General features: G+C 62.5%; 20 protein-coding genes and 1 pseudogene. 7 read left to right on the top strand and 14 right to left on the bottom strand.

Annotated elements, in window-relative coordinates; translation table 11 throughout:
• The first annotated feature begins 20 nt into the window (after positions 1–20).
• The 7 genes from infB (at position 21) to BLT86_RS13850 (ending at position 7582) form a co-directional block, all read left to right on the top strand.
• Positions 21–2507: a translation initiation factor IF-2 gene (infB, locus tag BLT86_RS13880; RefSeq protein WP_084340908.1), complete on the top strand. Its 2487-nt coding sequence runs from the start codon at positions 21–23 to the stop codon at positions 2505–2507.
• 109 nt (positions 2508–2616) lie between these two features.
• Complete coding sequence (gene rbfA, locus BLT86_RS13875) at positions 2617–3009, top strand: 30S ribosome-binding factor RbfA (protein ID WP_004424397.1); 393 nt, start codon at positions 2617–2619, stop codon at positions 3007–3009.
• Positions 3010–3012: 3 nt separating this feature from the next.
• Complete coding sequence (gene truB, locus BLT86_RS13870; protein WP_092377425.1) at positions 3013–3933, top strand: tRNA pseudouridine(55) synthase TruB; 921 nt, start codon at positions 3013–3015, stop codon at positions 3931–3933.
• A 170-nt stretch (positions 3934–4103) separates the two neighbouring features.
• Positions 4104–4373 (top strand): 30S ribosomal protein S15, encoded by a 270-nt coding sequence (rpsO, locus tag BLT86_RS13865; RefSeq protein ID WP_074860168.1) that lies wholly within the window; start codon positions 4104–4106, stop codon positions 4371–4373.
• A gap of 171 nt (positions 4374–4544) precedes the next feature.
• Positions 4545–6650 carry a polyribonucleotide nucleotidyltransferase gene (gene pnp, locus BLT86_RS13860; protein WP_092377422.1) on the top strand — a complete coding sequence of 702 codons (2106 nt, stop codon included), beginning with the start codon at positions 4545–4547 and terminating at the stop codon, positions 6648–6650.
• Between the two features lie 323 nt (positions 6651–6973).
• Complete coding sequence (locus BLT86_RS13855) at positions 6974–7327, top strand: BON domain-containing protein (RefSeq protein WP_017675327.1); 354 nt, start codon at positions 6974–6976, stop codon at positions 7325–7327.
• Between the two features lie 57 nt (positions 7328–7384).
• Entirely contained in the window at positions 7385–7582 is a 198-nt protein-coding gene (locus tag BLT86_RS13850; protein WP_017675326.1) for a CsbD family protein, read from the top strand.
• A gap of 216 nt (positions 7583–7798) precedes the next feature.
• Here BLT86_RS13850 and BLT86_RS13845 read toward each other — a convergent pair whose 3' ends face one another.
• The 14 genes and pseudogenes from BLT86_RS13845 to BLT86_RS13780 form a co-directional block, all read right to left on the bottom strand.
• Complete coding sequence (locus tag BLT86_RS13845; protein WP_017675325.1) at positions 7799–8101, bottom strand: DUF2845 domain-containing protein; 303 nt, start codon at positions 8099–8101, stop codon at positions 7799–7801.
• Positions 8102–8114: 13 nt separating this feature from the next.
• Positions 8115–8423, bottom strand: coding sequence for a DUF2845 domain-containing protein (locus tag BLT86_RS13840; protein ID WP_017675324.1), 309 nt, complete (start codon positions 8421–8423; stop codon positions 8115–8117).
• Positions 8420–9631 carry a DUF748 domain-containing protein gene (locus BLT86_RS13835; RefSeq protein ID WP_456239054.1) on the bottom strand — a complete coding sequence of 404 codons (1212 nt, stop codon included), beginning with the start codon at positions 9629–9631 and terminating at the stop codon, positions 8420–8422. Before BLT86_RS13835 ends, BLT86_RS13840 begins: the two co-directional genes overlap by 4 nt.
• A pseudogene (locus tag BLT86_RS26115) lies at positions 9561–10217 on the bottom strand (class I SAM-dependent methyltransferase); the annotation flags it as partial. The pseudogene BLT86_RS26115 and the gene BLT86_RS13835, both read right to left, overlap by 71 nt.
• A 70-nt stretch (positions 10218–10287) precedes the next feature.
• Positions 10288–11160 carry an oxygenase MpaB family protein gene (locus BLT86_RS13825; RefSeq protein ID WP_039965002.1) on the bottom strand — a complete coding sequence of 291 codons (873 nt, stop codon included), beginning with the start codon at positions 11158–11160 and terminating at the stop codon, positions 10288–10290.
• A 70-nt stretch (positions 11161–11230) separates the two neighbouring features.
• Positions 11231–13168: an acetate--CoA ligase gene (acs, locus tag BLT86_RS13820; RefSeq protein WP_092377419.1), complete on the bottom strand. Its 1938-nt coding sequence runs from the start codon at positions 13166–13168 to the stop codon at positions 11231–11233.
• Positions 13169–13307: 139 nt separating this feature from the next.
• Complete coding sequence (gene pgi / locus BLT86_RS13815; RefSeq protein WP_092377417.1) at positions 13308–14972, bottom strand: glucose-6-phosphate isomerase; 1665 nt, start codon at positions 14970–14972, stop codon at positions 13308–13310.
• A gap of 80 nt (positions 14973–15052) precedes the next feature.
• Positions 15053–15910 carry a pantoate--beta-alanine ligase gene (gene panC, locus BLT86_RS13810; RefSeq protein ID WP_092377414.1) on the bottom strand — a complete coding sequence of 286 codons (858 nt, stop codon included), beginning with the start codon at positions 15908–15910 and terminating at the stop codon, positions 15053–15055.
• Positions 15907–16707, bottom strand: a complete 801-nt coding sequence (gene panB, locus BLT86_RS13805; protein WP_017675315.1) for a 3-methyl-2-oxobutanoate hydroxymethyltransferase — start codon at positions 16705–16707, stop codon at positions 15907–15909. Before panB ends, panC begins: the two co-directional genes overlap by 4 nt.
• A gap of 273 nt (positions 16708–16980) precedes the next feature.
• Positions 16981–17466 (bottom strand): 2-amino-4-hydroxy-6-hydroxymethyldihydropteridine diphosphokinase, encoded by a 486-nt coding sequence (gene folK, locus BLT86_RS13800; RefSeq protein WP_017675314.1) that lies wholly within the window; start codon positions 17464–17466, stop codon positions 16981–16983.
• Positions 17466–18860, bottom strand: a complete 1395-nt coding sequence (locus BLT86_RS13795) for a polynucleotide adenylyltransferase PcnB (protein WP_017675313.1) — start codon at positions 18858–18860, stop codon at positions 17466–17468. Before BLT86_RS13795 ends, folK begins: the two co-directional genes overlap by 1 nt.
• A gap of 769 nt (positions 18861–19629) precedes the next feature.
• Positions 19630–21063 (bottom strand): sigma-54-dependent transcriptional regulator, encoded by a 1434-nt coding sequence (locus tag BLT86_RS13790; RefSeq protein ID WP_017675312.1) that lies wholly within the window; start codon positions 21061–21063, stop codon positions 19630–19632.
• A 53-nt stretch (positions 21064–21116) separates the two neighbouring features.
• Entirely contained in the window at positions 21117–24071 is a 2955-nt protein-coding gene (locus tag BLT86_RS13785) for a sensor histidine kinase (RefSeq protein WP_026088420.1), read from the bottom strand.
• Complete coding sequence (locus BLT86_RS13780) at positions 24055–24231, bottom strand: hypothetical protein (protein WP_003244646.1); 177 nt, start codon at positions 24229–24231, stop codon at positions 24055–24057. The genes BLT86_RS13785 and BLT86_RS13780 overlap by 17 nt, the downstream gene beginning before the upstream one ends.
• Positions 24232–24373: the final 142 nt, after the last annotated feature.

Genomic DNA, 24373 nt, shown 5'->3' with positions numbered 1-24373 from the left:
CGGCCTGAGGAGAAAGATGCATGACGCAAGTCACGGTAAAAGAACTGGCCAAAGTGGTCGACACCCCGGTTGAGCGCCTGCTGCAGCAGATGCGTGAAGCCGGCCTGTCCCATGAAAGTGCCGAACAGGTAGTGACCGATAGTGAGAAGCAGGCCTTGCTGGCCCATCTCAAGAGCAGTCACGGCGACAAGGTCGAAGAGCCGCGCAAGATTACCTTGCAGCGCAAGACCACCAGCACCCTGCGTGTTGCTGGCAGCAAGACCATCAGCGTGGAAGTGCGCAAGAAGAAGACCTTCGTCAAGCGCAGCCCGGAAGAGCTCGAAGCCGAGAAGCAGCGTGAGCTGGAAGCTCAGCAGGCTGCTGCCGAAGCCGAGCGCCTGAAAGCCGAGGAAGAAGCCAAGCGCAAGGCCGAAGAAGAAGCCAAGCGTCAGGCAGCCACGGCGACCAGCCCAGCGTCCGCACCTGCTGCTGCGCCAGCTCCGGTCAGCGAGCCGGTTGTTGCCGCTCCGGTCGTCGACGCCGAGCGCAAGAAAGAGGAAGTGCGTCGCCCCGAGAAGGCGCGCAGTGACGAAGACGAGCGCCGTGAGCGCAAGCACGCACAGCACCGCCCGACCCTCAAGGAAAAGGCGCCGGCGCCGCGTGTCGCGCCGCGTAGTGTTGACGAAGAGAGCGACGGCTTCCGTCGTGGTGGTCGTGGCAAGGCCAAGATGAAGAAGCGCAACCAGCACGGCTTCCAGAGCCCGACTGGTCCTATCGTGCGTGACGTATCGATTGGCGAGACCATCACCGTTTCCGATCTGGCCCAGCAAATGGCCATCAAGGGTGCGGAGATCGTCAAGTTCATGTTCAAGATGGGCACCCCGGTGACCATCAACCAGGTGCTGGATCAGGAAACCGCTCAACTGGTCGCCGAAGAGTTCGGTCACAAGGTCAAGCTGGTCAGCGACAACGCCCTGGAAGAACAACTGGCCGAATCCCTGAAGTTCGAGGGTGAAACCTTCCATCGTGCACCGGTCGTGACCGTGATGGGCCACGTCGACCATGGTAAGACTTCGCTGCTCGACTATATCCGTCGTGCCAAGGTGGCTTCCGGTGAAGCCGGTGGTATCACCCAGCACATCGGTGCCTACCACGTCGAAACCGAGCGCGGCATGGTCACCTTCCTCGATACCCCCGGTCACGCTGCGTTCACCCAGATGCGTGCTCGTGGTGCCAAGGCTACCGATATCGTCATTCTGGTCGTCGCCGCTGACGACGGCGTGATGCCGCAGACCCAGGAAGCCGTACAGCATGCGAAAGCAGCCGGCGTGCCGATCGTGGTCGCGGTGAACAAGATCGACAAGCCCGATGCCAATCCGGACAACATCAAGAACGGCCTGGCCGCGCTTGACGTGATCCCGGAAGAGTGGGGCGGCGATGCACCTTACGTACATGTCTCGGCGAAGATGGGTACCGGTATCGACGAGTTGCTCGAAGCCGTACTGCTGCAGGCTGAAGTCCTCGAGCTGAAAGCCACGCCGTCGGCCCCGGGTCGTGGTGTGGTGGTCGAATCGCGTCTGGACAAGGGCCGTGGCCCGGTGGCCACCGTGCTGGTTCAGGACGGTACCCTGCGTCAGGGCGACATGGTGCTGGTTGGCGTCAACTACGGCCGCGTGCGTGCCATGCTCGACGAGAACGGCAAGTCGATCAAGGAAGCCGGTCCGTCCATTCCGGTCGAGATTCTCGGCCTGGACGGTACGCCGGATGCCGGTGACGAGATGATGGTCGTGGCCGACGAGAAGAAGGCCCGCGAAGTTGCGCTGTTCCGTCAGGGCAAGTTCCGCGAGGTCAAACTGGCTCGCGCCCACGCCGGCAAGCTGGAAAACATCTTCGAGAACATGGGCCAGGAAGAGAAGAAGACCCTCAACATCGTCCTCAAGGCCGACGTTCGTGGTTCTCTGGAAGCCCTGCAAGGCTCGCTCAGCACCCTGGGCAACGACGAAGTGCAAGTGCGTGTGGTCGGTGGCGGCGTCGGTGGTATCACCGAGTCCGATGCCAACCTGGCGCTGGCTTCCAATGCCGTGCTGTTCGGCTTCAACGTCCGTGCTGACGCTGGTGCGCGCAAGATCGTCGAGGCCGAAGGCCTGGACATGCGCTACTACAACGTCATCTACGACATCATCGAAGACGTCAAGAAGGCGCTCACCGGTATGCTCGGCAGCGATGTTCGCGAGAACATCCTGGGTACCGCCGAAGTGCGTGATGTGTTCCGTTCGCCGAAGTTCGGCGCTGTCGCTGGCTGCATGGTCATCGAGGGCACCGTCTACCGCAACCGTCCGATCCGCGTACTGCGCGAGGACGTGGTGATCTTCGAAGGCGAGCTGGAATCGCTGCGTCGCTTCAAGGACGACGTTGCCGAAGTGCGCAACGGCATGGAGTGCGGTATCGGCGTGAAGAGCTACAACGACGTCAAGGTCGGCGACAAGATCGAAGTGTTCGAGAAAGTCCAGGTGGCTCGCAGCCTGTAATCGCGAGTCGCAACACGCAACGCCCGGCCCCGCATTCGCGCGGCCGGGCGTTTGCCGCTTTTGAGTCCGCTGGCGAACAGGCAGCGGAGGAAGTAAAGGTAACGAGAAAATGGCCAAAGATTACAGCCGTACCCAGCGTATCGGCGACCAGATGCAACGCGAACTGGCCCAGCTTATTCGGCGTGAGGTCAAGGATCCGCGTCTGGGGCTGGTGACCATCACCGCAGTCGACGTCAGTCGTGATATCGGTCACGCCAAGGTCTTCATCACCGTCATGGGGCAGGATGATGCCGAGGCGATCAAAGAGAGCCTCAAGGTACTCAACGACGCGGCCGGTTTCCTGCGCATGCAGCTGGGCAAGGCGATGAAGCTGCGCAGCGTGCCACAGCTGCACTTCCACTACGACGAGAGCGTCCAGCGCGGTGCTCACCTGTCGGCACTGATCGAGCGTGCCGTGGCGGAAGATCGTCTGCACGACGACACCGCGGGTTCCAAGGAGTAAGGCGTGGCGCAGGTCAAACGTATTCGCCGCAAGGTCGACGGCATCATCCTGCTCGACAAGCCGCACGGTTTCACCTCCAACGCCGCGCTGCAAAAGGTGCGTTGGCTGCTCAATGCCGAGAAGGCCGGTCACACCGGTAGCCTCGACCCGTTGGCCACCGGTGTACTGCCGCTGTGTTTCGGTGAGGCGACCAAGTTTTCTCAGTATCTGCTCGACGCTGACAAGGGCTACGAGACCGTCGCTCAGTTGGGTGTCACCACCACCACTGGTGATGCCGAAGGCGATGTTATCGAACGGCGCCCGGTGACCGTCGGTCGCGCCGAGATTGAGGCGCTGTTGCCGCGTTTTCGCGGTGAAATCAAACAGATACCGCCGATGTACTCGGCCTTGAAGAAGGACGGTCAGCCACTCTACAAGCTGGCTCGTGCGGGTGAAGTAGTGGAGCGCGAAGCGCGTTCTGTTACTATTGCGCGCCTGGAACTGCTGGCCTGCGAAGGCGAGCAGGCCCGTCTGGCGGTTGATTGCAGCAAAGGCACCTATATTCGTACGCTGGTCGAGGACCTCGGCCAGTTGCTCGGCTGCGGTGCACATGTCGCCAAGTTGCGTCGTACCAAGGCCGGCCCGTTCGACCTGACGCGTACCGTGACGCTGGAAGAACTGGAGGCTGCACACGCCGAAGGTGGTAACGAGGCGCTGGATCGCTTCCTGCTACCGGCCGATAGCGGTCTGCAGGACTGGCCGCTGCTGCAGTTCTCCGAGCACAGCGCGTTTTACTGGTTGCAAGGGCAGCCGGTGCGAGCGCCGGAAGCACCGAAGTTCGGTATGGTGCGGGTGCAGGATCACAATGGTCGCTTCATCGGCATCGGTGAAGTGAGTGACGATGGGCGTATCGCCCCGCGTCGATTGATTTATACCGGTGCGTAGCACCGAACGGTTCGGCCGAGATGGCTGAAAGCCTGATGCTGACGACGTCGTCATCAGGTGCTGCGAGGGTGGCTGTTAGTAGGCACGGTCATACCTCTTTTTAAAACACGGGAAGCGATTCCCGGCCTATTGAAACTGCTTCGGCAGTTTCCAGATGAGAGGAAGCCAACATGGCACTCAGCGTTGAAGAAAAAGCCCAGATCGTTAACGACTACAAGCAAGCTGAAGGCGATACCGGTAGCCCGGAAGTGCAGGTTGCCCTGCTGACCGCCAACATCAACAAGCTGCAAGGTCACTTCAAGGCCAACGGTAAGGATCACCACAGCCGTCGTGGTCTGATCCGTATGGTTAACCAGCGCCGCAAGCTGCTGGACTACCTGAAGGGTAAAGACTCCAGTCGTTACAGCGCCCTGATCGGTCGCCTGGGCCTGCGTCGTTAATAGACGCGAGCTGCACAAGTTGGAAGCTGGGAGTTCGGCGTCGCGAGTGGGGAGTGATCCTCACCTCGTGGCGCTGGGCTTCCAGCTTTTGGCTTTTCGAGGGATGCTCCGGGTCCGACTCCCGCGCCTCTTTCCAATTTCCCCCAAGGCAACAAAGAGAAGGAAAACACCGTGAACCCGGTAATCAAGAAATTCCAGTTCGGTCAGTCGACCGTTACCCTCGAGACTGGCCGTATCGCCCGTCAGGCCTCCGGCGCCGTGCTGGTCACCGTCGATGACGACGTCAGCGTGCTGGTCACCGTGGTAGGCGCCAAGAGCGCTGACCCGAGCAAGGGCTTCTTCCCGCTCTCCGTTCACTATCAGGAAAAGACCTACGCAGCCGGCAAGATCCCTGGCGGTTTCTTCAAGCGTGAAGCGCGTCCTTCCGAGAAGGAAACCCTGACCTCGCGCCTGATCGACCGTCCGATCCGTCCGCTGTTCCCGGAAGGCTTCCAGAACGAAGTGCAGGTCATCTGCACCGTGGTTTCCACCAGCAAGAAGACCGATCCGGACATCGCTGCGATGATCGGCACCTCGGCTGCCCTGGCCATCTCCGGTATCCCGTTCAACGGTCCGATCGGCGCCGCGCGCGTGGCTTTCCATCCGGAAACCGGCTACCTGCTGAACCCGAACTACGAGCAGCTCAAGGCTTCCAGCCTGGACATGGTCGTGGCCGGTACCAAGGACGCTGTGCTGATGGTCGAGTCGGAAGCCAAAGAGCTGACCGAAGACCAGATGCTGGGCGCCGTACTGTTTGCCCATGAAGAATTCCAGGTGGTCATCCAGGCCGTTGCCGAGTTGGCCGCCGAAGCCGGCAAGCCGACTTGGGACTGGCAGCCGAAGCCGGAAAACACCGCACTGCTGAATGCCATCCGTAGCGAGTTCGGCGAGGCGATTTCCCAGGCCTACACCATCACCGTCAAGCAGGACCGTTATGCGCGTCTGGGCGAACTGCGTGATCAGGTCGTGGCCAAGTTCTCCGGCGAAGAAGGTCAGCCTACTGCCGGTGAAGTCAAGGAAGCCTTCGGCGAGATCGAATACCGCACCGTGCGCGAGAACATCGTCAACGGCAAGCCGCGTATCGATGGTCGTGACAACCGTACCGTGCGTGGCCTGAACATCGAAGTCGGCGTTCTGGACAAGACTCACGGTTCGGCGCTGTTCACCCGTGGCGAAACCCAGGCGCTGGTCGTGGCGACCCTCGGTACCGCACGCGACGCACAGCTGCTGGACACCCTCGAAGGCGAGAAGAAAGACCCCTTCATGCTGCACTACAACTTCCCGCCGTACTCGGTGGGTGAGTGTGGTCGCATGGGCGCCACTGGCCGCCGCGAAATCGGCCACGGCCGTCTCGCCCGTCGTGGCGTTGCCGCCATGCTGCCGAGCGCCGACGAGTTCCCGTACACCATCCGCGTAGTGTCGGAAATCACCGAGTCCAACGGTTCTTCCTCCATGGCTTCGGTGTGCGGCGCCTCCCTGGCGCTGATGGACGCCGGTGTGCCGATGAAGGCACCGGTTGCCGGTATCGCCATGGGTCTGGTGCTCGAAGGTGAGAAATTCGCCGTGCTGACCGACATCCTCGGTGACGAAGATCACCTGGGCGACATGGACTTCAAAGTAGCCGGTACCGCCAAGGGTGTTACCGCGCTGCAGATGGACATCAAGATCCAGGGCATCACCGAAGAGATCATGGAGCAGGCGCTGGAGCAGGCGCTGGAAGCTCGTCTGAACATCCTTGGTCAGATGAACCAGGTCATCGCCCAATCGCGCAGCGAGCTGTCGGCTAACGCGCCAACCATGATTGCGATGAAGATCGACCAGGACAAGATCCGCGACGTCATCGGCAAGGGTGGTGCCACCATCCGCGCCATCTGCGAAGAGACCAAGGCTTCGATCGATATCGAAGACGACGGCTCGATCAAGATCTTCGGCGAAACCAAGGACGCGGCCGAGGCTGCCAAGCAGCGCGTGCTGGCCATCACTGCCGAAGCCGAGATCGGCAAGATCTACGTCGGCAAGGTCGAGCGCATCGTCGACTTCGGTGCCTTCGTCAACATCCTGCCGGGCAAGGACGGTCTGGTGCACATCTCCATGCTCAGTGATCAGCGCGTAGAGAAGGTCACCGACGTGCTGCAGGAAGGCCAGGAAGTGAAGGTACTGGTACTGGACGTGGACAACCGCGGCCGTATCAAACTGTCGATCAAGGACGTAGCTGCTGCCGAGGCCTCTGGCGTCTAAGCACGGTTCGCCTGTTCGAACGAGAGGGCTCCTGCGGGAGCCCTTTTTTGTGCGTGATCGTCAGGGTTCGTCATTGCCGACCTGAGGATGCGACTGCGATACATGCATGCGTTTACTCGTTTATTGGATCATGCAAATTGCCCGAGAGTTTTTTTGCGACTCGGCGAAATGCAATCAAAAGCATAATGGCGATTTTATTTAAGTGCTTGTTTTTAAAGGATTTAATTTAATTTAAAAACCTGGCACAGGCCCTGCAATAGTACTGGTGAACCTGCAACCAGGAGTTGGTTTGCAGATTGTCTGGAATGTACAGGAGTCGAATCATGAAACAGCCAATCAACCGTTTTGCCGCTACCACCCTGACCGCTGCCGTGCTGAGCATGTCGCTGGCCTCGGCAGCCTTCGCCGCAGAGCCGACCATGCTGGCGGCCAATGACACTGTGGATAAAGCCGAGCAGGCGGTATCCGACACCTGGATCACCAGCAAAGTGAAATCCACCTTCGTTGCTGACTCGAACCTCAGCGCGCTGGACATCAAGGTCGAGACCAACCAGGGCGTGGTTTCCCTGTCCGGCGTGGTCGCTACCGACGCCGAGCGTGATCTGGCTATCGCCAAGACCAAGGAAATCGAGGGTGTGCGTGACGTGTCCGCCGATGCCCTGAAAACTGCTGACTGATAGCCGAGCCGGCCGGGCTAGCGACCGGCCCCACCTTCTGTCACTGGGAGAATGACCATGAATAGCGACATCATCAAAGGCAAATGGAAGCAGCTCAGCGGTCGCATGAAGGAGCGTTGGGGCAACCTGACCGATGACGACCTGGACGTCGCCGAGGGCCACAGCGAATACCTGGCCGGCAAGCTGCAGGAACGTTACGGCTGGACCAAGGAAAAGGCCCAGCAAGAGCTGCGCGATTTCAGCGACAAGCTCTGAGCACGGATTGCCGGGTAAGGATGCCCACAGGTACGGACAGCTTCAGAAACGGATGTATTTTCAGCACGGATGGCTACAGGCAGGACGCCTGATCAGCACGGATAGCGACAGGCATGGATGCGTGAAGGCCCCGCCGGTGTGACCGGTGGGGCCTTGATTTTTATGCAGGGCGCACGATGCGCGTGTCGCTCCGAGTGCTTTGCATGCTACGCAGCATCAACTGCCGCGCTTGCTGCGGACTTCGGTCAGGCGGCCGCCCTCGAAGCGTAGAAAGTGGTACATGCCGCTTTTCGGGCCGTAGACCCATTCCTCGACACTCACCTCGTTGCGAAAACCGTAGCTATCGACCACTTCCTTGTAACCGAGAAAATCGCGGCTGGACGGCTCGCCACATTTGTTCAGCACTTCTGCGGTGGGCGCTGTCTTGCTGACCAGGGCGCTACCGCAGCGATAGGTGGAGGACGCCTCGGCCATCAGGGGCAGGCAGAGCAGGGTGAGCAGACAGTTGAGTTTGCGCATGAGAACCTCCTGTTCAGCGTTCGCGACGACGTTCGATGGCGGTCAGACGGTTACCCTCGAAGCGCAGGATGCTGAGCATGCCATTGCTCGGGCCGTATACCCATTCCTCGATCATGTACTCGCGGCGGTCATAGGAGCCCAGGGTGTAGCCGACCGGGTCACGGTGCACCGGCGCGCCACATTTGCGCTCGACCTCGAACGGACGGTCGCCAAGGCTGACCAGAGCGCTGCCGCAGCGTAGCGTGTCGGCCTGCGCGCTGATGCTGAGCAGGCTGGCAACCAGGCTTGTGAGCGTGATGATAGATAAGCTGCGCATGATCATTGGCTGTCCAGGTGCAGGGTGGTGAGCACGCGGCCGTCGGCTTCGGGTTCACCCAGGTTGGCATCGATCAGGTAGACACGTTCATCGTACAACCCGCCTTGTTCAACCAGATAATCCTTGATCGTTGCAGCGCGTTGCTGAGCCAGTTGGCGCAGCAGCAGCTTGCTTTGCGCCCAGGAGTCCAGCACCGCCTTGCGCATGTTCTGCTGGCGTTGCTCTTTGTCCAGTTCGGCCCACTCGGCTGGCGGTTGCTGCTTGAGGCGGGCGCGATAGATGCCTTCAAGCAGCGCGGCCTGTTCGTCCTCGGCGACCGTCAGCTCATCGGGACTGGCCGGTACCCTGTCACCACGGCGCTGCAACACCTTGTACCAGGTTTCGCGAAATTCGCGCTGCAGGCGCTGCTCGGCCAGCAGCGGGCCGTCGGCACTCTGCGCGGCCTGGCCTTCTACCTCCAGACGCAGATTCGGGCGCTCTTCGAGCGCTTTGGCCAGTGTGTCCAGGGCCTGGCGCGCGTCGCCCTGCAGCTCCGCAGAGCCAGCGACGAAGGGCACGGTGCTGAGGTCGACGTTGCTGCCACCGACCAACCCGGCGATGAACTTGAACGGCGCCTGGGCCGCGCGCAACACCAGATTGCGCAAGGTCTGCCAGACGATGGGCATGACGCTGAACTGCGGATTGTTCAGATCACCCTGTACCGGCAACTCGATGGCGATGCGCCCCTGGGTGTCCTTGAGCAGGGCGACTGCCAGGCGAATCGGCAGGTCCACGGCGTCGGGGCTGTCGACGCGCTCGCCCAGTTGCAGGTTCTCCACCAGCACCTTGTTCTCGGCATTGAGCTGGCCCTTCTCGATGCGGTAGTGCAGGTCGAGGTTGAGGCGGCCCTTGCGGATGCGATAACCGGCGAACTTGCCGGAGTAGGGGGTGATGGTGGTCAGCTCGACATTCTTGAAGCTGGTGGCGATATCCAGGCTGTTGAGCGGATCGAATGGCGTCAGCTTGCCCTTGATGCTCATCGGCGCGTAGCGGTCGACCTTGCCCTGGATATCGACGCTGGCGGCTTGCGGCTTCTGGTTGTCGAGTACACCGATGCGCCCGTTCATTTGCTGAACGGCAGTGGCGAAGCTGGGGGTCAGGCTGAAGTCGGCGAAGTTGGCGGATGGCTGGGAAGTAGTCGCTCTGGATGAACTGCATGGTCGGCAGCCCGGGATTGAGCGCGGCGTTCTCGCGGCCGACTGCCAGGTTGCCTTCGGCGAAGTCCAGGTTGACCACTTCACGGGCACCGCCCGCCGCCGCGCACAGGCCAACACCGCAGGTATAGGCGAACAGGTTGAGTACGGATTTGCCTGCGCTGTTGGCCTTGACCCAGCCGCGTGCATTGCGCAGGTCGAGAAATAGCAGCGGGTCCTGTCCGGCATGACGACCACGTACGCGGTAATTCAGCCCCCATTCGCGGCCGACCATATCCTCCAGTGCTGCATCGTCGGCCAGGAACAGTGCCGGGTCGCGATCAATCCGCGAATTGCCCTTGGAGCGGTCGTTGTAAACCAACAGCAGCGGCTGCCCGAGACAGGCTTCGACACTGCCGACGATGCTGTGCAGATCGTTGGCTTCCAGCGGTTGATGAAAACTCTGCACCAGCAGTTGCGGGCCGTAGCGATCGACGGTCAGGCCGGGCGCACCTTCCTGCGTGCCATGGAACAGGCGATAGCAGTCGGTGCCTTGCGTGTGCAGCTCACTGAAGAGGTTTTCACGGGCGTCGAGGGCGGCGCGCAGCGCCTGATCAAGAGCGGGCATGCGCGGCATCTCGGGGTAGGAAAGAGTGGCAGTTTATCAAGAAAAGCCGCTGCCCGAGGGAGCGCTCGCCTTATGAGTCAGGCAACAGACGGCGACGGGCGCGCTGCGCGGCGCTGTTGCGTACGGCCCAGCGCAGCAGGTTGGCGGTACGCTGCACGCTGGCGCGGATCAGCGGGCGGCGCCAGGCGGCCTGGTGTTCGCCGAGCAGGTCGCTGGCCCAGTCCGGCAGCAGGTCGACACCGGCCTGCATCATCAGGCCGCCGAAGGGCTTGGCGAGCAGGCTGGGCATCGGCGCGTCGTACAGCAGGCGCACCACTTCGCGCGTGCGCGCATCGCAGAGCAGCTGCGGGCGCATGCGTTGCAGATAATCGGCGATGGCCTGCGCCGATTTGGGCACGTCCTGCGCGCCGAGGCGCTCGGCGATCAGCGCCACTTCGCGGTAGTAGCGATCCTGTTCGGCCTGCGGCAACTGCGGGTCGACGTAGCGCAGGTAGCCGGCGAGGAACTGGCTGACCTCGGAGACATGCACCCAGGTCAGCAGTTCGGGATCGCTGGCGGCGTAAGGACGGCCATCCGGCGCATGACCGACCACCTGCAGGTGGATGCGGCGCACCTTGTCGAGCAACTGTTCGGCATCGTGCAGGCCGCCATAGGTGGTGCCGGCGATGAACAGGCTGGTGCGGCGCAGGCGGCCGAGCATGTCCTGGCGAAAGGTAGAGTGATCCCACACCCCGGCCAGTGCCAGTGGGTGAAGCATCTGCAGGAGCAGGGCGGAGATGCCGCCGACCATCATCGCGCTGAAGTCGGCGTGGACTTCCCAGACCATCGACTCGGGGCCGAACAGGCCAGCATCCCCGCGCGGCTGGTCGAGGTCGAGCACGCCCAGCGAGGCGCCGGTGAGGCTGTGCACCTGTTTTTCGATCTGACGACGTAGGCTTTCCATGGCGCGCAGTGTCGGCGCTTGGCAGGCACAAGACAAGATGCGCCCGGCCCTTTCAGGCCGGGCGCGAGGCTCAGCGGTTGAGGCGCTGATCGATCAGGCTGTCGACCACGCTGGGGTCGGCCAGGGTCGAGGTGTCGCCCATGTTTTCCAGTTCGTTGCAGGCGATCTTGCGCAGGATACGCCGCATGATCTTGCCCGAGCGGGTCTTGGGCAGGCCGGGCGCCCACTGGATCAGCTCCGGCTTGGCGAAGCTGCCGATCTCCTTGCCGACCAGGCTGAGCAAATCCTTCTTCAGCTCGTCGGAGGGCTCCTGATCATTCATCAGGGTGACGTAGGCGTAGATGCCCTGGCCCTTCACATCATGCGGATAGCCGACCACGGCGGCTTCGGCCACGGCATCGTGCAACACCAGCGCGCTCTCCACTTCGGCAGTGCCGATGCGGTGCCCGGATACGTTGATCACGTCGTCGACGCGGCCGGTGATCCAGTAGTAGCCGTCCTCGTCGCGGCGTGCGCCGTCGCCGGTGAAGTAGTAGCCGGGGTAGGGCTTGAAGTAGGTGTCGATCATGCGCTGGTGATCGCCATAGACGCTGCGGATCTGGCTCGGCCAGCTGGCCTTGATCGCCAGTACGCCGCTGCCGGGGCCGTCGATTTCCTTGCCCTGCTCATCCAGCAGCACCGGCTGCACGCCAAAGAAGGGGCGGGTGGCCGAGCCCGGTTTGAGGTCGGTGGCGCCGGGCAGCGGGGTGATCAGGATCGAGCCGGTTTCGGTCTGCCACCAGGTATCGACGATGGGGCAGCGCATGTCACCGACCACATGGAAATACCATTCCCAGGCTTCCGGGTTGATCGGCTCGCCCACGCTGCCGAGCAGACGCAGGCTGCTGCGCGAGGTAGCTTTCACCGGCGCCTCGCCCTCACGCATCAGTGCGCGCAGGGCGGTCGGTGCGGTGTAGAAGGTGTTGACCTGGTGCTTGTCGATCACCTGCCAGAAGCGCGAGGCGTCCGGGTAGTTCGGTACGCCCTCGAACATCAGGGTGGTGGCGGCATTGGCCAGCGGGCCGTAGACGATGTAGCTGTGCCCGGTGACCCAGCCGACATCGGCGGTGCACCAGTAGATCTCGCCTTCGTGGTAGTCGAACACGTACTTGTGGGTCATCGCCGCGCCAAGCAGGTAACCGCCGGTAGTGTGCAGCACGCCCTTGGGTTTGCCGGTGCTGCCTGAGGTGTAGAGGATGAACAGCGGATCCTCGGCGTCCATCGGCTCGGCCGGGCACACCGCGCTGACTTCCTTGAGCGCCTGGTGATACCAGAGGTCGCGGCCTTCGACCCAGGCGACGTCACCCTGGGTGCGCTCGACCACCACCACGGTGGACACGTCCGGGCAACTCTGCAGGGCCTTGTCGACGTTGGCTTTCAACGGGATGTACTTGCCGCCGCGCACGCCTTCGTCGGCAGTGATCACCGCGCGGCAGTCGGCATCGAGGATACGATCGCGCAGGGCATCGGGGGAGAAGCCGCCGAACACCACCGAATGCACGGCGCCGATGCGCGCACAGGCGAGCATGGCGTAGGCCGCCTCGGGGATCATCGGCATGTAGATGCACACCCGGTCGCCCTTCTTCACGCCACGGCTTTTCAGCACATTGGCCAGGCGACTGACGTTGTGGTGCAGCTTGTTGTAGGTGATGTGCGCCGACTCGGCCGGGTTATCGCCTTCCCAGATGATGGCGATCTGTTCGCCACGTTTTTCCAAGTGGCGATCGATGCAGTTGTAGGCGACGTTGAGCTGGCCGCCCTTGAACCATTCGGCGTGGCCCAGCTGCAGATCGCTGGCGTGCACCTGATCCCAGGGCTTGAACCAGCTGAGGAAGGCCTTGGCCTGCTCGGCCCAGAAGGTTTCGGATTGCTCGACGGACTGCTGGTACAGGCGCAGATAGGCGTCGTTATCCAGGTGCGCACGCTGGCGCACGGCATCTGGCACGGGATGGCGGGTGATCTCGAACATGGCGGGGTCCTTGTAATTGTTTGTCCGCAACAATCACAAGGGTGCACCCAAGCAGGTGCTTGGTTCAAGGGGCGATGTTCAGTGGGCCAGCACAGCGCCGCCCTGCTCTCAGGTGCCGGGCGGCGCGAAGGGCGATGGATCAGCCGCGATGGCGCTCGCGGAAGTGGTCGATCAGGCCCTGGGTCGAGGCATCCGAGGCGCTGCTGTCGACCTGGCCGGTCAGGCGCTGATAGACCTCCTTGCCCATCTCCTTGCCCAGCTCCACGCCCCATTGGTCGAAGGCGTTGATGCCCCAGATGGCGCTCTGTACGAAGACCTTGTGCTCATACAGGGCCACCAGTGCGCCCAGCTCGAACGGCGCGATGCGGTTCATCACCAGGATATTGCTCGGACGGTTGCCGGGAATGACCTTGTGCGGCGCCAGGCGCTGCACGTCGGCCTCATTCATGCCCTTGGCACGCAGTTCGGCTTCGGCCTCCTCACGCGTCTTGCCCTGCATCAGCGCCTGGGCTTGCGACAGGCAGTTGGCGAACAGCCACTGGTGATGGTCGGACAGCGGGTTGTAGCTGTTGACCGGGACGATGAAGTCCGCCGGCACCAGCAGACGGCCCTGGTGCAGCAACTGGTGGTAGGCATGCTGGCCGTTGCAGCCGACGCCGCCCCAGATGATCGGGCCGGTGGCGATGTCCAGCGGCGTGCCGTCCTGGCGCACGCTCTTGCCGTTGGATTCCATGTCCAGCTGCTGCAGGTGCTTGGTGAAGTTACGCAGGTAGTGATCGTAGGGCAGGATGGCGTGGCTCTGCGCGCCCCAGAAATTGGTATACCAGATGCCCAGCAGGGCCATCAGCACCGGCATGTTCTCGGCCAGTGGCGCCTGGGTGAAGTGCTCGTCCATGGCATAGGCGCCGGCCAGCAGTTCCTTGAAGTTGGATACGCCGATGGCCAGGGCGATGGGCAGGCCGATGGCCGACCACAGTGAGTAACGCCCGCCAACCCAGTCCCACATGGGGAAGATGTTCTCTTCGCCGATACCGAACTCGATGGCGGCCTTTCGGTTGCTGGTCACGGCGATGAAGTGGCGATGCAACTGCTCTTCCGGGCCGCCCATGGCCAGGTACCAGTCGCGCGCGGCCAGGGTGTTCTTCAGGGTTTCCAGGGTGCCGAAGGACTTGCTGGAAACGATGAACAGGGTGGTTTCCGGGTTGAGGCGGGCGGTCAGTTCGCGGAATTCGCTGCCGTCGATATTGGCCAGGTAGTGGCAGCGCACACCGCGTTGGGTGAACGGGCGTAGTGCTTCGGAAACCAGTTGCGGGCCGAGGAAGGAGCCGCCAATGCCGATGTTGACCACTTCCTTGATCGGTTTTTCGCTGTAGCCGCGCCACAGGCCGCTGTGAATGCGACTGACCAGTTCGGTGACCTGGTTCAGGACGCGATGGACCTCGGGGATGATGTCATGGCCGTCGACCAGCAGGCGGCGACCAATCGGGCTGCGCAGGGCCGTGTGCAGTGCGGCGCGGCCTTCCGAAGCATTGACCTGCTCACCGTTGAACAGGTTGGCGATGGACTCCTGCAGACCGGCCTGCTCGGCCAGTTGAATCAGCAGCTCGAGGCCGCGCTCATCGATCAGGTTTTTCGAGTAATCCAGCAGCAGCCCGCAGCTGTCGAGAGAAAATCGCTGGTAGCGCCTTGTATCCGCTGCAAAGGCCTCGCGCATGCTGAAACCGGCCATCTCGGCACGATGTTGCTGCAGGGCCTGCCAGGCGGGCAGGGTGGTGACGTCGTGAGGCTGCTGGTAATAGGCCATCGGAGCTCCTGATCCACAAAAGCAAAAGGCCCGGATCGATCCGGGCCTTTGAGAGTGTAACCGGCTGCCTTTGCAGGCAGCTACTGGCGCGGCAGTTCAACCACCAGATTGTCGATCAGACGGGTGCTACCCAGCTGTGCAGCGGTCAGAATCACCAGGTGATGGTCGTCGACCTGTGCCGGGCGCAGATTCAGCGCGTTACGAATCTCCAGGTAGTCGGGCACGAAACCAGCAGCACGCTGTTGCGCCTGGGCAGTCTCGATAAGCCGCGGGTAGTCGCGGGCGCCGCGGCGCAGTTCCTCGGCAATCGCTTGCAGGCCTCGATACAGCGCAGGGGCGGCGGCGCGTTGTTCGTCGCTGAGGTAGCCGTTGCGCGAGGACAGCGCGAGGCCGTCCTCGGCGCGTTGAGTCGGCGCACCGATGATCTGGATCGGCATGTTCAGGTCCTGCACCAGCGCGCGGATCACCGCCAGTTGCTGGTAGTCCTTCTCGCCGAACACGGCCAGATCAGGCTGGACCATGTTGAACAGCTTGGTCACCACCGTCGCCACACCTTCGAAATGCCCCGGACGGCTGGCGCCGCAGAGACCTTCGGAAACACCGGGAACGCTGATGCGGGTCTGATCACCCATGCCGTGTGGGTAGATTTCCGCAACATCGGGGTGAAACAGCAGGTGGCAGCCGGCTGCCAGCAGTTTTTCCTGGTCGGCGGCGAGGGTACGCGGATACTTGTCCAGATCTTCACCGGCGCCGAACTGCAGTGGATTGACGAAGATGCTGGCAACCACGAAGTCGGCGCGTTGGGCGGCGATCTCCACCAGCGAAACGTGACCCGCGTGCAGATTGCCCATGGTCGGCACGAAACCGATCTGCTTGCCTTCGGCCCGTGCCTGGGCGACGGCTGCGCGCAACTCGCGCAGGGTTTTCACCATGTTCATGCGGAAAAGCCATGTTCGGCGGCGGGGAAGCTGCCGTCCTTGACGGCCTTTACGTAAGCGCTGAAAGCACCCTGAATGCTGCTTTGGCCTTCCATGAAGTTGCGTACGAACTTCGGTGCGCGGCCCGATAGCGACAGCCCGAGCATGTCGTGCTGCACTAGCACCTGACCATCGGTGGCGCTGCCAGCGCCGATGCCGATCACCGGAATCTTCACTGCCTGGGTAATTTCTGCAGCCAGTTCGCTCGGCACGCATTCGAGCAGCAGCATGGCAGCGCCGGCCTGCTCCAGTGCCATGGCATCGGCGCGCATCTGCCGTGCCTGCGCTTCCTGACGGCCTTGTACCTTGTAGCCACCGAGGATGTTCACCGCCTGTGGGGTCAGGCCCAGGTGCGCGCACACCGGTACGCCACGTTCGGCCAGCAGGCGAATAGGCTCGGCCAGCCAGCCGGCGCCTTCCAGTTTGACCATATGCGCGCCGGCCTGCATCAGCTTGGCGCTGTTGTGCAGAGCCTGCTCGGTGGTGGCGTACGCCATGAATGGCAGGTCGGTGACGATCAGTGCGCCCTGGTTGCCGCGTTTGACGCAGGCGGTGTGGTAGGCCATCTCCTCGACGCTGACCGGCAGGGTGCTGTCGTGGCCCTGCAGGACCATGCCCAGGGAGTCGCCGACCAGCAACACGTCGACACCCGCCTGGCAGGCCGCATGGGCGTAGGTGGCGTCATAGCAGGTCAGCATGGCGATCTTTTCACCGTTCTGCTTGAGGCTCTGCAGGGTGGTCAGGGTAACGTCAGGCATTTCAAAGGTCCTCGCTCAGGCTCGGTATACCGCTTCTATCTGGCTGCAATCCGGCCTGGATTGGCATCAAAGGTGCGCCCCGCGCAGGGCGACGGGACGCCTATAGTCCTGATGGGGGGGCGTGAAGTCAATTGCAGGTGTTACCGCTCTGTTACTGGCGTTACCGCCAATGCGCGGGATGTCGGGTTGCGCAAGGGGCCGCCCTGTGGGAGACGCTTCAGCGGCGAGCTTGTCGGGTCACGGCTAAAGCCCGTCCCGCAGAGGCCGGCTGGGCTACTCGGCCAGGCGTTCCAGGCCGGTAAAGGGGCAGGCTTCCAGTAATGCATCGAGGCTGCGGCCGTCCGGAAGCTGCAGCTCTGCGGCCAGTTCGGCCAGCGGATAGAGCACGAAGGGGCGCGCCTGCATGTGGTAGTGCGGCACGGTCAGACGCTCATCGTCGATCAGGCGCTCACCGAACAGCAGGATATCTAGGTCCAACGTACGCGGGCCCCAGCGCTCGGCCTTGCGCACGCGCCCCTGTTCCTGCTCGATGCGTTGCAGCGCATCAAGCAGCTGCCAGGGCTCCAGCTCGGTATCCAGCGCCGCCACGGCGTTGACGTAACGCGGTTGATCGGCCGGGCCAAGGGGATCGCTGATGTAGAATGACGAGTGCGCCTGTAATTGGCTGCGCGGCAGGTGGGCGATGGCGTGCAAGGCCGCGCGCAGCTGTTGCAGGGGTTCGGCCAGGTTGCTGCCGAGGCCGATGTAAACCCGCTCCATCACTCGCCGCCGCTTTCGTCGCTGCGCTTACGGCGATTGTTGTTGCTGCGGCGACGTTTGCGCGGCGCGTTGCCGGTGCTTTCGCCTTTGCTGGCGAGGTCGCGAATCATCTGCCGACGCTCGCTGTCGTTGGCGTCCTGATAGTCCGTCCACCATTCGCCCAGGCCGCCGGTGTCTTCCCCGGCCAGTTCGCGCAGCAGGAGGAAGTCGTAGCCGGCTCGGAAGCGCGGATTTTCCAGCAGCAGGTCGGCACGTTTACCGCTGCGGCGCGGCAGGCGTTCCTGCATGTCCCAGATCTCGCGAATCGGGATGGTAAAGCGCTTGGGTACGGCAATGCGCTGGCACTGCTCGGCGATCAGTTCATGGGCGGCTTCCTGCATCGCCGGAATCGGCGGCATGCCCTTGTTCTGCAGTTGCAGCACGCGGGCCGGCAGCGCAGGCCACAGCAGCGCCGCGAAGAGAAAGGCCGGTGTGACCGACTTGCCATCGTGAATACGATCGTCGGTGTTGATCAGCGCCTGGCGGATCAGCTTCTCGGTGTACTGCGGATTCTGCTTCAGCGCTGCGCCGCTGGCCGGGAACAGCTGGGCGAACAGGTCGTGTTCGAGTAGCAGGTCGAAGGTGTATTCGGCGTAGCCGGAGAGGAACAGCTTGAGTACTTCGTCGAACAGACGCGCCGAGGGAATGTCGCGCAACATTGGCGCCAGGCGGCGAATCGGCGCGGCGCTGTGCTTCTCGATCTCGAAGTCGAGCTTGGCGGCGAAACGCACCGCACGCAGCATGCGCACCGGGTCTTCCAGGTAACGCTGTTCCGGATCACCGATCAGGCGCACCAGATGGTTGCGCACGTCGTGCATGCCGCGGGCATAGTCGAGGATATGTTCCTGGGTCGGATCGTAGTACAGCGCATTGATGGTGAAGTCGCGGCGTTGGGCATCGTCTTCCAGTGTGCCGTAGACGTTGTCGCGCAGAATGCGGCCGCTCTCGTGGCGCGACGCCAGATTGCTGTTCTCTTCCTCATCACCCTGAGGGTGATTGGCGCGGAAGGTGGCCACTTCGATGATCTCGCGACCAAAATGAACGTGTACCAGCTTGAAGCGGCGGCCGATCACCCGAGCGTTACGGAATTCCGCGCGGACCTGCTCGGGCGTGGCGCTGGTGGCCACGTCGAAATCCTTGGGGTCGATATCCAGCAGCAGGTCGCGTACGCAGCCGCCGACCAGATAGGCCTGGTAGCCGGCCTTCTGCAGGCGCTCGACCACGCTGATGGCGTGACGGCTGATCTCGTTGCGCTTGAGCGGATGTTGGCTACTGCTCAGCACTTCGGGAGTGCTGCGTGGACGTGGGGCACGGCGCAGAGGTGAATGGAAAGACTTGAACAGCTTTTTCAGCATGGGATGCACTGTTTGGAGTAGTGGTCGGCCTGCTGCGCATGCGCTTGAAAATCGAATTGCGTGAGCATCACGGCGTCAAAAGCAGTTTGCTTCGGCAAGGTTTTTCAACTGCATGCGAAACGATGACCGCATGATTGCTGCGGATTCTAGCATCGTGTCGGGAGAAGGTGTATGGACGGGCGGCAGGCGGGGATCCGAGGACCGGAAGCTACTGGGGGAGCCGAAGCTCCCCCCCAAGTTGGTGCGTGCTATTTTTTTATTGTTATTGAGGGCCTGTTGTTTTTGTTGTTCGGCCCTTCCCGGCTTGCCGTGGCTTACCGGGTGCTCCCCAGAGAGGGGAGCCAATAGCAAACGGATTTCTTTGGACGCTGATGCTGCCTTAATCAACCAGTTCCGGCGCTGCCTTGAGGCAGTTTTATTGTTCTCAGCCTGGTCGCTGGGGCGAACCCCTCGCGGCAACTCCTCTCCAAAAGAATCAGTTAGCTGCGCCTCCGTACCTTGTTGTTTTTGTTGTTCTGGAGTCGTTACGTCTTGTTCTTATTGTGTAGGGCATTGCTTGTTATTGTTGTTGTGCCAGAGATAAAGCAGATGCCGTGCCAGTTTTTGCGATTCCTTGTAAATCAAGGGTTTGCGGCAATCTTGGGTGTTTGGTGGGGGAGAAAAAGGCCGGGTTTTCGTTACCGATAGACCCGGCCTTTGTTACGAGATATTGAAACGGTAACAACCTGTGGAACCCCAGTGCGGGCAGGTTGTCACCGCAGCCGTGGCGTCAAGGGCCGCTGGTCACACCGGATTTGCGTCGCGGAATGCCCAGGCGCTGACGCCGTTCCCACAGGCATTTGCGACTGATGCCCAACTTGCGGGCCAGCTCGGTCTCGGTCATGTGGTCCTGATGCTCGAGGACGAAGTGCTGGAAGTAGTCCTCCAGTGACAGATCCTCGGTAGGTTCGTGGCTGTTGCCACTGCTCTGTCCGCCTGCCGCCGGCAGGCCGAAGTCCTCGTCATCCAGATCGTCCAGCTCGATGTCGATGCCCAGAAGGTCCGCGGAAATTTCCGTACCCTCGCAGAGAATCACCGCGCGCTCGATGGCGTTTTCCAGTTCGCGCACGTTACCCGGCCAGGGGTAATGGCGGATCGCCTGCTCGGCATCATGAGCGAAGCGCAACGGCTCGCGGCCCATACGGGTGTACTGGCGCACGAGGAACGCCTGGGCGATCTCGGTCACGTCGCTGCCTCGCTCACGCAGCGCTGGCAGCTTGAGGGCGATGACGTGCAGGCGGTAATAAAGGTCTTCACGGAACTGGCCGGTCTTGGCCAGCGTCTTCAGGTCGCGGTGCGTAGCAGCGATCAGACGTACATCGACCTTCTGCGACTGCACCGAGCCGACCCGGCGAATTTCGCCTTCCTGCAGCACGCGCAGCAGACGGGCTTGGGCTTCCAGCGGCAGCTCGCCAATTTCGTCGAGGAACAGCGTGCCACCGTCGGCCGCCTCCACCAGGCCGGCACGCCCGGCGCTGGCGCCGGTGAAGGCGCCTTTCTCGTGGCCGAACAGCTCGGACTCGATCAGGGTTTCCGGAATGGCGGCGCAGTTCACCGAAATCAGCGGTGCCTTGGCGCGCTTGGAGAGGTTGTGCAGGGCGCGCGCAACCAGCTCCTTGCCCGTGCCGGACTCACCCTGCACCAGTACATTGGAGTCGGTGGGGGCGACCTTGCGAATCTTGCTATAGAGCTCCTGCATGGCCGCGCAGGAACCGATGATGCCGATCTCGCCGTTGGCGTTGTCGACGATTTTCTCGGTATTGCCACTGCGCGTGTTGCTGTTGGCAGCTGGCGCGGGTGCGCTCTTGGCGTCCTGGCGGTCACGCAGGATGCGGGCGACCGCCTGCAGCATTTCGTCGTGATCGAAGGGCTTGGCGATGTAATCGACTGCGCCCATCTTCATCGAGTCCACCGCCGAGCGCAGGCTGGCGTAGCTGGTCATGATCAGCACCGGGGTGCCTTCGGCCAGTTTGATCAGTTCGGTGCCAGGCGCCCCGGGCAGGCGCAGGTCGCTGACGATCAGGTCGAAGGTGGGAATGCTGTAGCGTTCCTGGGCTTCCTGTACCGAGCCAGCTTCGCTGACCTGGTACTGATTGCGTTCGAGCAGGCGGCGCAAGGCAGAGCGGATAATGGTTTCGTCTTCGACGATAAGAATATGTGGCATCAATTCGGTCTCTCGACGGTCACGGAGGTGCCATTGGCAGCCTCTCTCGCTGTTTACATCGCTACGGACGTCGCCTCGACATGCCTTGGCAGGGTGACCCGAATTCGAGTGCCCAATTGGCGCTCGGGGTCAGCCGGGCTGTCGATTGTTATCTGTCCATAATGCTCTTCCACGATCGAATAGACCAGCGCGAGGCCCAGGCCGGTCCCCTCGCCGGGGTCCTTGGTGGTGAAGAAGGGTTCGAACAGGCGGTCGATGATCGCCTTGGGAATGCCGCTGCCTTCATCCTCGACGATCAGGTCGACGGTATGCTCGCTGGCCTCGCTGCGTACGCGGATGGCGCCGCCAGGTGGCGAAGCGTCACGCGCGTTGGATAGCAGGTTGATCAGTACCTGGGCCAGACGCTGCGGATCGCCACAGGCCCAGTGCTGCGGATCGCACAGGTTGTAGAACTGGATATCGAAGTTGCGTTTGTTCAGCGACAGCAGGCCGATGGCGTCCTGCGCCACGTCGGCCAGGCATACCGGCTCGTCGCTGCGCTGGTGGCTGCCGGAGTGGGCGAAGCTCATCAGCGACTGGACGATGCGCGAGACGCGCTTGGTCTGTTCGAGGATCTGCCCACTGATTTCGGTCAGCTCGCCATCGGTTTCGCGCTCTTCGCGCAGGTTCTGCGCCAGGCAGGCGATGCCGGTGATCGGGTTGCCGATCTCGTGGGCCACGCCAGCGGCCAGGCGGCCAATACTGGCTAGGCGCTCGGAATGCACCAGCTTGTCTTCGAGCATCTGGGTTTCGGTCTGATCTTCGACCAGCAGCACCAGGCCGCTGTTACCAGGGGCCAGCGGTTCGTTGATGGCCGCCTTGTGCAGGTTGAGCCAGCGGATCTGGCCGTCGAGCGCCAGGTGCTGTTTATGCAGGTGCTGATCCGGGCGTTCGATGAAGTCCTGCAGCAGGCTTTGCCAGGGTTCGCTCAGGGTGCTCAGGCGCGAGCCGACGATGCGCTGCGCGGGGATGTCGGTGAGCTCTTCCATGGCCCGGTTCCACATCAGGATCTCCTGATCCTTGGCCAGCGAGCACACGCCCATTGGCAGCTCCTGCAGGGTCTGGCGGTGGTAGCGGCGCAGGGCATCGAGCTCGGCGGCGAGGCCGGTAAGGCGCGACTGGTAGTCTTCCAGGCGGCTCTCGATGAAATGGATGTCCTCGGTGACATAACCCTCGCTGCCGGACTTGTAGGGCAGGAAGGTTTCCACGATGTCCTGCGCCACGCTCGGCCCCATCAGGCCGGACAGGTTGGCCTCGATGCGGTCGCGCAGGCGGCGCAGGGCATAGGGGCGGCTTTCGTCGAAGGGCAGATGCAGATCGCGCAGTGCCTGTTCGACTTCACGTTGTGCGGTCTTGGCGCCGAGTGGCTTGGCCAGTTGTGCGGCAAAGTCCTGAGGCGACACGGCGACCAGCTCGCGTCGTTGCGGGCGGCGCACGTTGTCCACCGCGCAGGCTTCGGCGGCGCTCTTTTCCTCGGGGCTGGCCTCGGTGAACAGCGACACCAGGGTGAACACCAGTACGTTGGCGGCGAGCGAGGCAATGGCTGCGAGGTGCCAGCTGGCGTCGTCGAGCACATAGATGACGTTGAACAGCGGCAGGTAGAAGCCTTCCAGGTTGCCCAGCAGCGGCAGCAGCATGGTCAGTGCCCAGACACTGATGCCGGCCAGCAAGCCGGCGATGAAGCCGCGGCGATTGGCCGTTTGCCAATACAGCACCGAGAGCACACCGGGCAGGAACTGCAGGGTGGCGACGAAGGCGACGATACCAAGGTTGGCCAGGTCCTGCTGGGCGCCGAGCAGCAGGTAGAAGCCGTAGCCTGCCATGATGATGCAGGCGATCAGCGTGCGGCGGGTCCACTTCAGCCAGCGGTAGATGTTGCCTTCCGCTGGTGGCTGGTACAGCGGCAGCACCAGGTGGTTCAGCGCCATGCCCGACAGCGCCAGGGTGGAAACGATGATCAGCCCGCTGGAGGCGGAGAGGCCGCCGACATAGGCCAGTAGCGCCAGCGCCTCGCTGTTCACGGCGATGCCCAGGCCCAGGGTGAAGTATTCCGGGTTGGTGGTGGCGCCAAGCTTGAGACCGGCCCAGAGAATCAGGGGCACGGCCAGGCTCATCAGCAGCAGGAACAGCGGCAGGCCCCAGCTGGCGCTGACCATGGCGCGCGGATTGAGGTTCTCGGTGAAGGTCATGTGGTACATGTGCGGCATGACGATGGCCGAGGCGAAGAACACCAGCAGCAGGGTGCGCCATGGGCCCTCCTGCAGCGGCGTGTGCAGCGTGGCCAGCGCCGCCTGGTTCTGCACCAGCCACAATTCCAGCTCACGCGGGCCGCCGAACACCTGATACAGCGCGTACCAGCCGATGACGCCGAGGGCGACCAGCTTGACCAGCGATTCGAAGGCGATGGCGAACACCAGGCCCTCGTGCTTCTCGCGCGTGGCGATATGGCGCGCGCCGAAGAGAATGGTGAACAGGATGATCAGGCCGCAGTAGCTCAGTGCCACTTTCTCCTGCAGCGGCTCGCGGCTGAGGATGCCGATGGAGTCGGCCACCGCCTGGATCTGCAGAGCCAGCAGCGGCAGCACGCCAATCAGCATGAACAGCGTGGTCAGTGCGCCGGCCCAGGTGCTGCGAAAGCGAAAGGCGAACAGGTCGGCCAACGATGACAGCTGGTAGGTACGGGTGATGCGCAGGATCGGGTAGAGCAACACTGGTGCCAGCAGGAAGGCACCGGAAACGCCCAGGTAACTGGCAAGGAAACCGTAACCGTACTGATAGGCCAGGCCCACCGTGCCGTAGAAGGCCCAGGCGCTGGCATAGACGCCCAGCGACAGGGTGTAGGTCAGCGGGTGGCGGATGATCCAGCGGGGGATAAGACCGTGTTCACTGACCCAGGCGACGCCGAACAGCACTAGCAGATAGCCGGCGCTGATCAGGATCAGTTCGCTCAGGCTAAAGCTCGTCAGCATCGCGTTGGCTCTGAAGAATGAAGGTGACGACGATCAGGATCAGCCACAGCAGATAAGGCCGATACCAGGCGCCATTGGGGTCGATCCACCAGTCCATGATGGCCGGTGAGAACAGGTAGATCCCCACTACCAGGATCAGAACCAGTCGGTAGATATACATGTGACATCTCGTCGAAAGATGCCGCGATGGTAAAGGAAGCTGCGCGCTTCAAGCCACAAACTTGAAGCCAGCTTGTCTGGCGCGTAGCCCGGATGAAATCCGGGGATGCCTGCACATCGTTCCCGGATTGCATCCGGGCTAC

Origin of the sequence: Pseudomonas sihuiensis, assembly GCF_900106015.1 — a bacterium.
GTDB classification, from domain to species: domain Bacteria; phylum Pseudomonadota; class Gammaproteobacteria; order Pseudomonadales; family Pseudomonadaceae; genus Aquipseudomonas; species Aquipseudomonas sihuiensis.
Note: the sequence above shows the minus strand (reverse complement) of the source record. Positions and strands in the feature narration are given on the sequence as shown.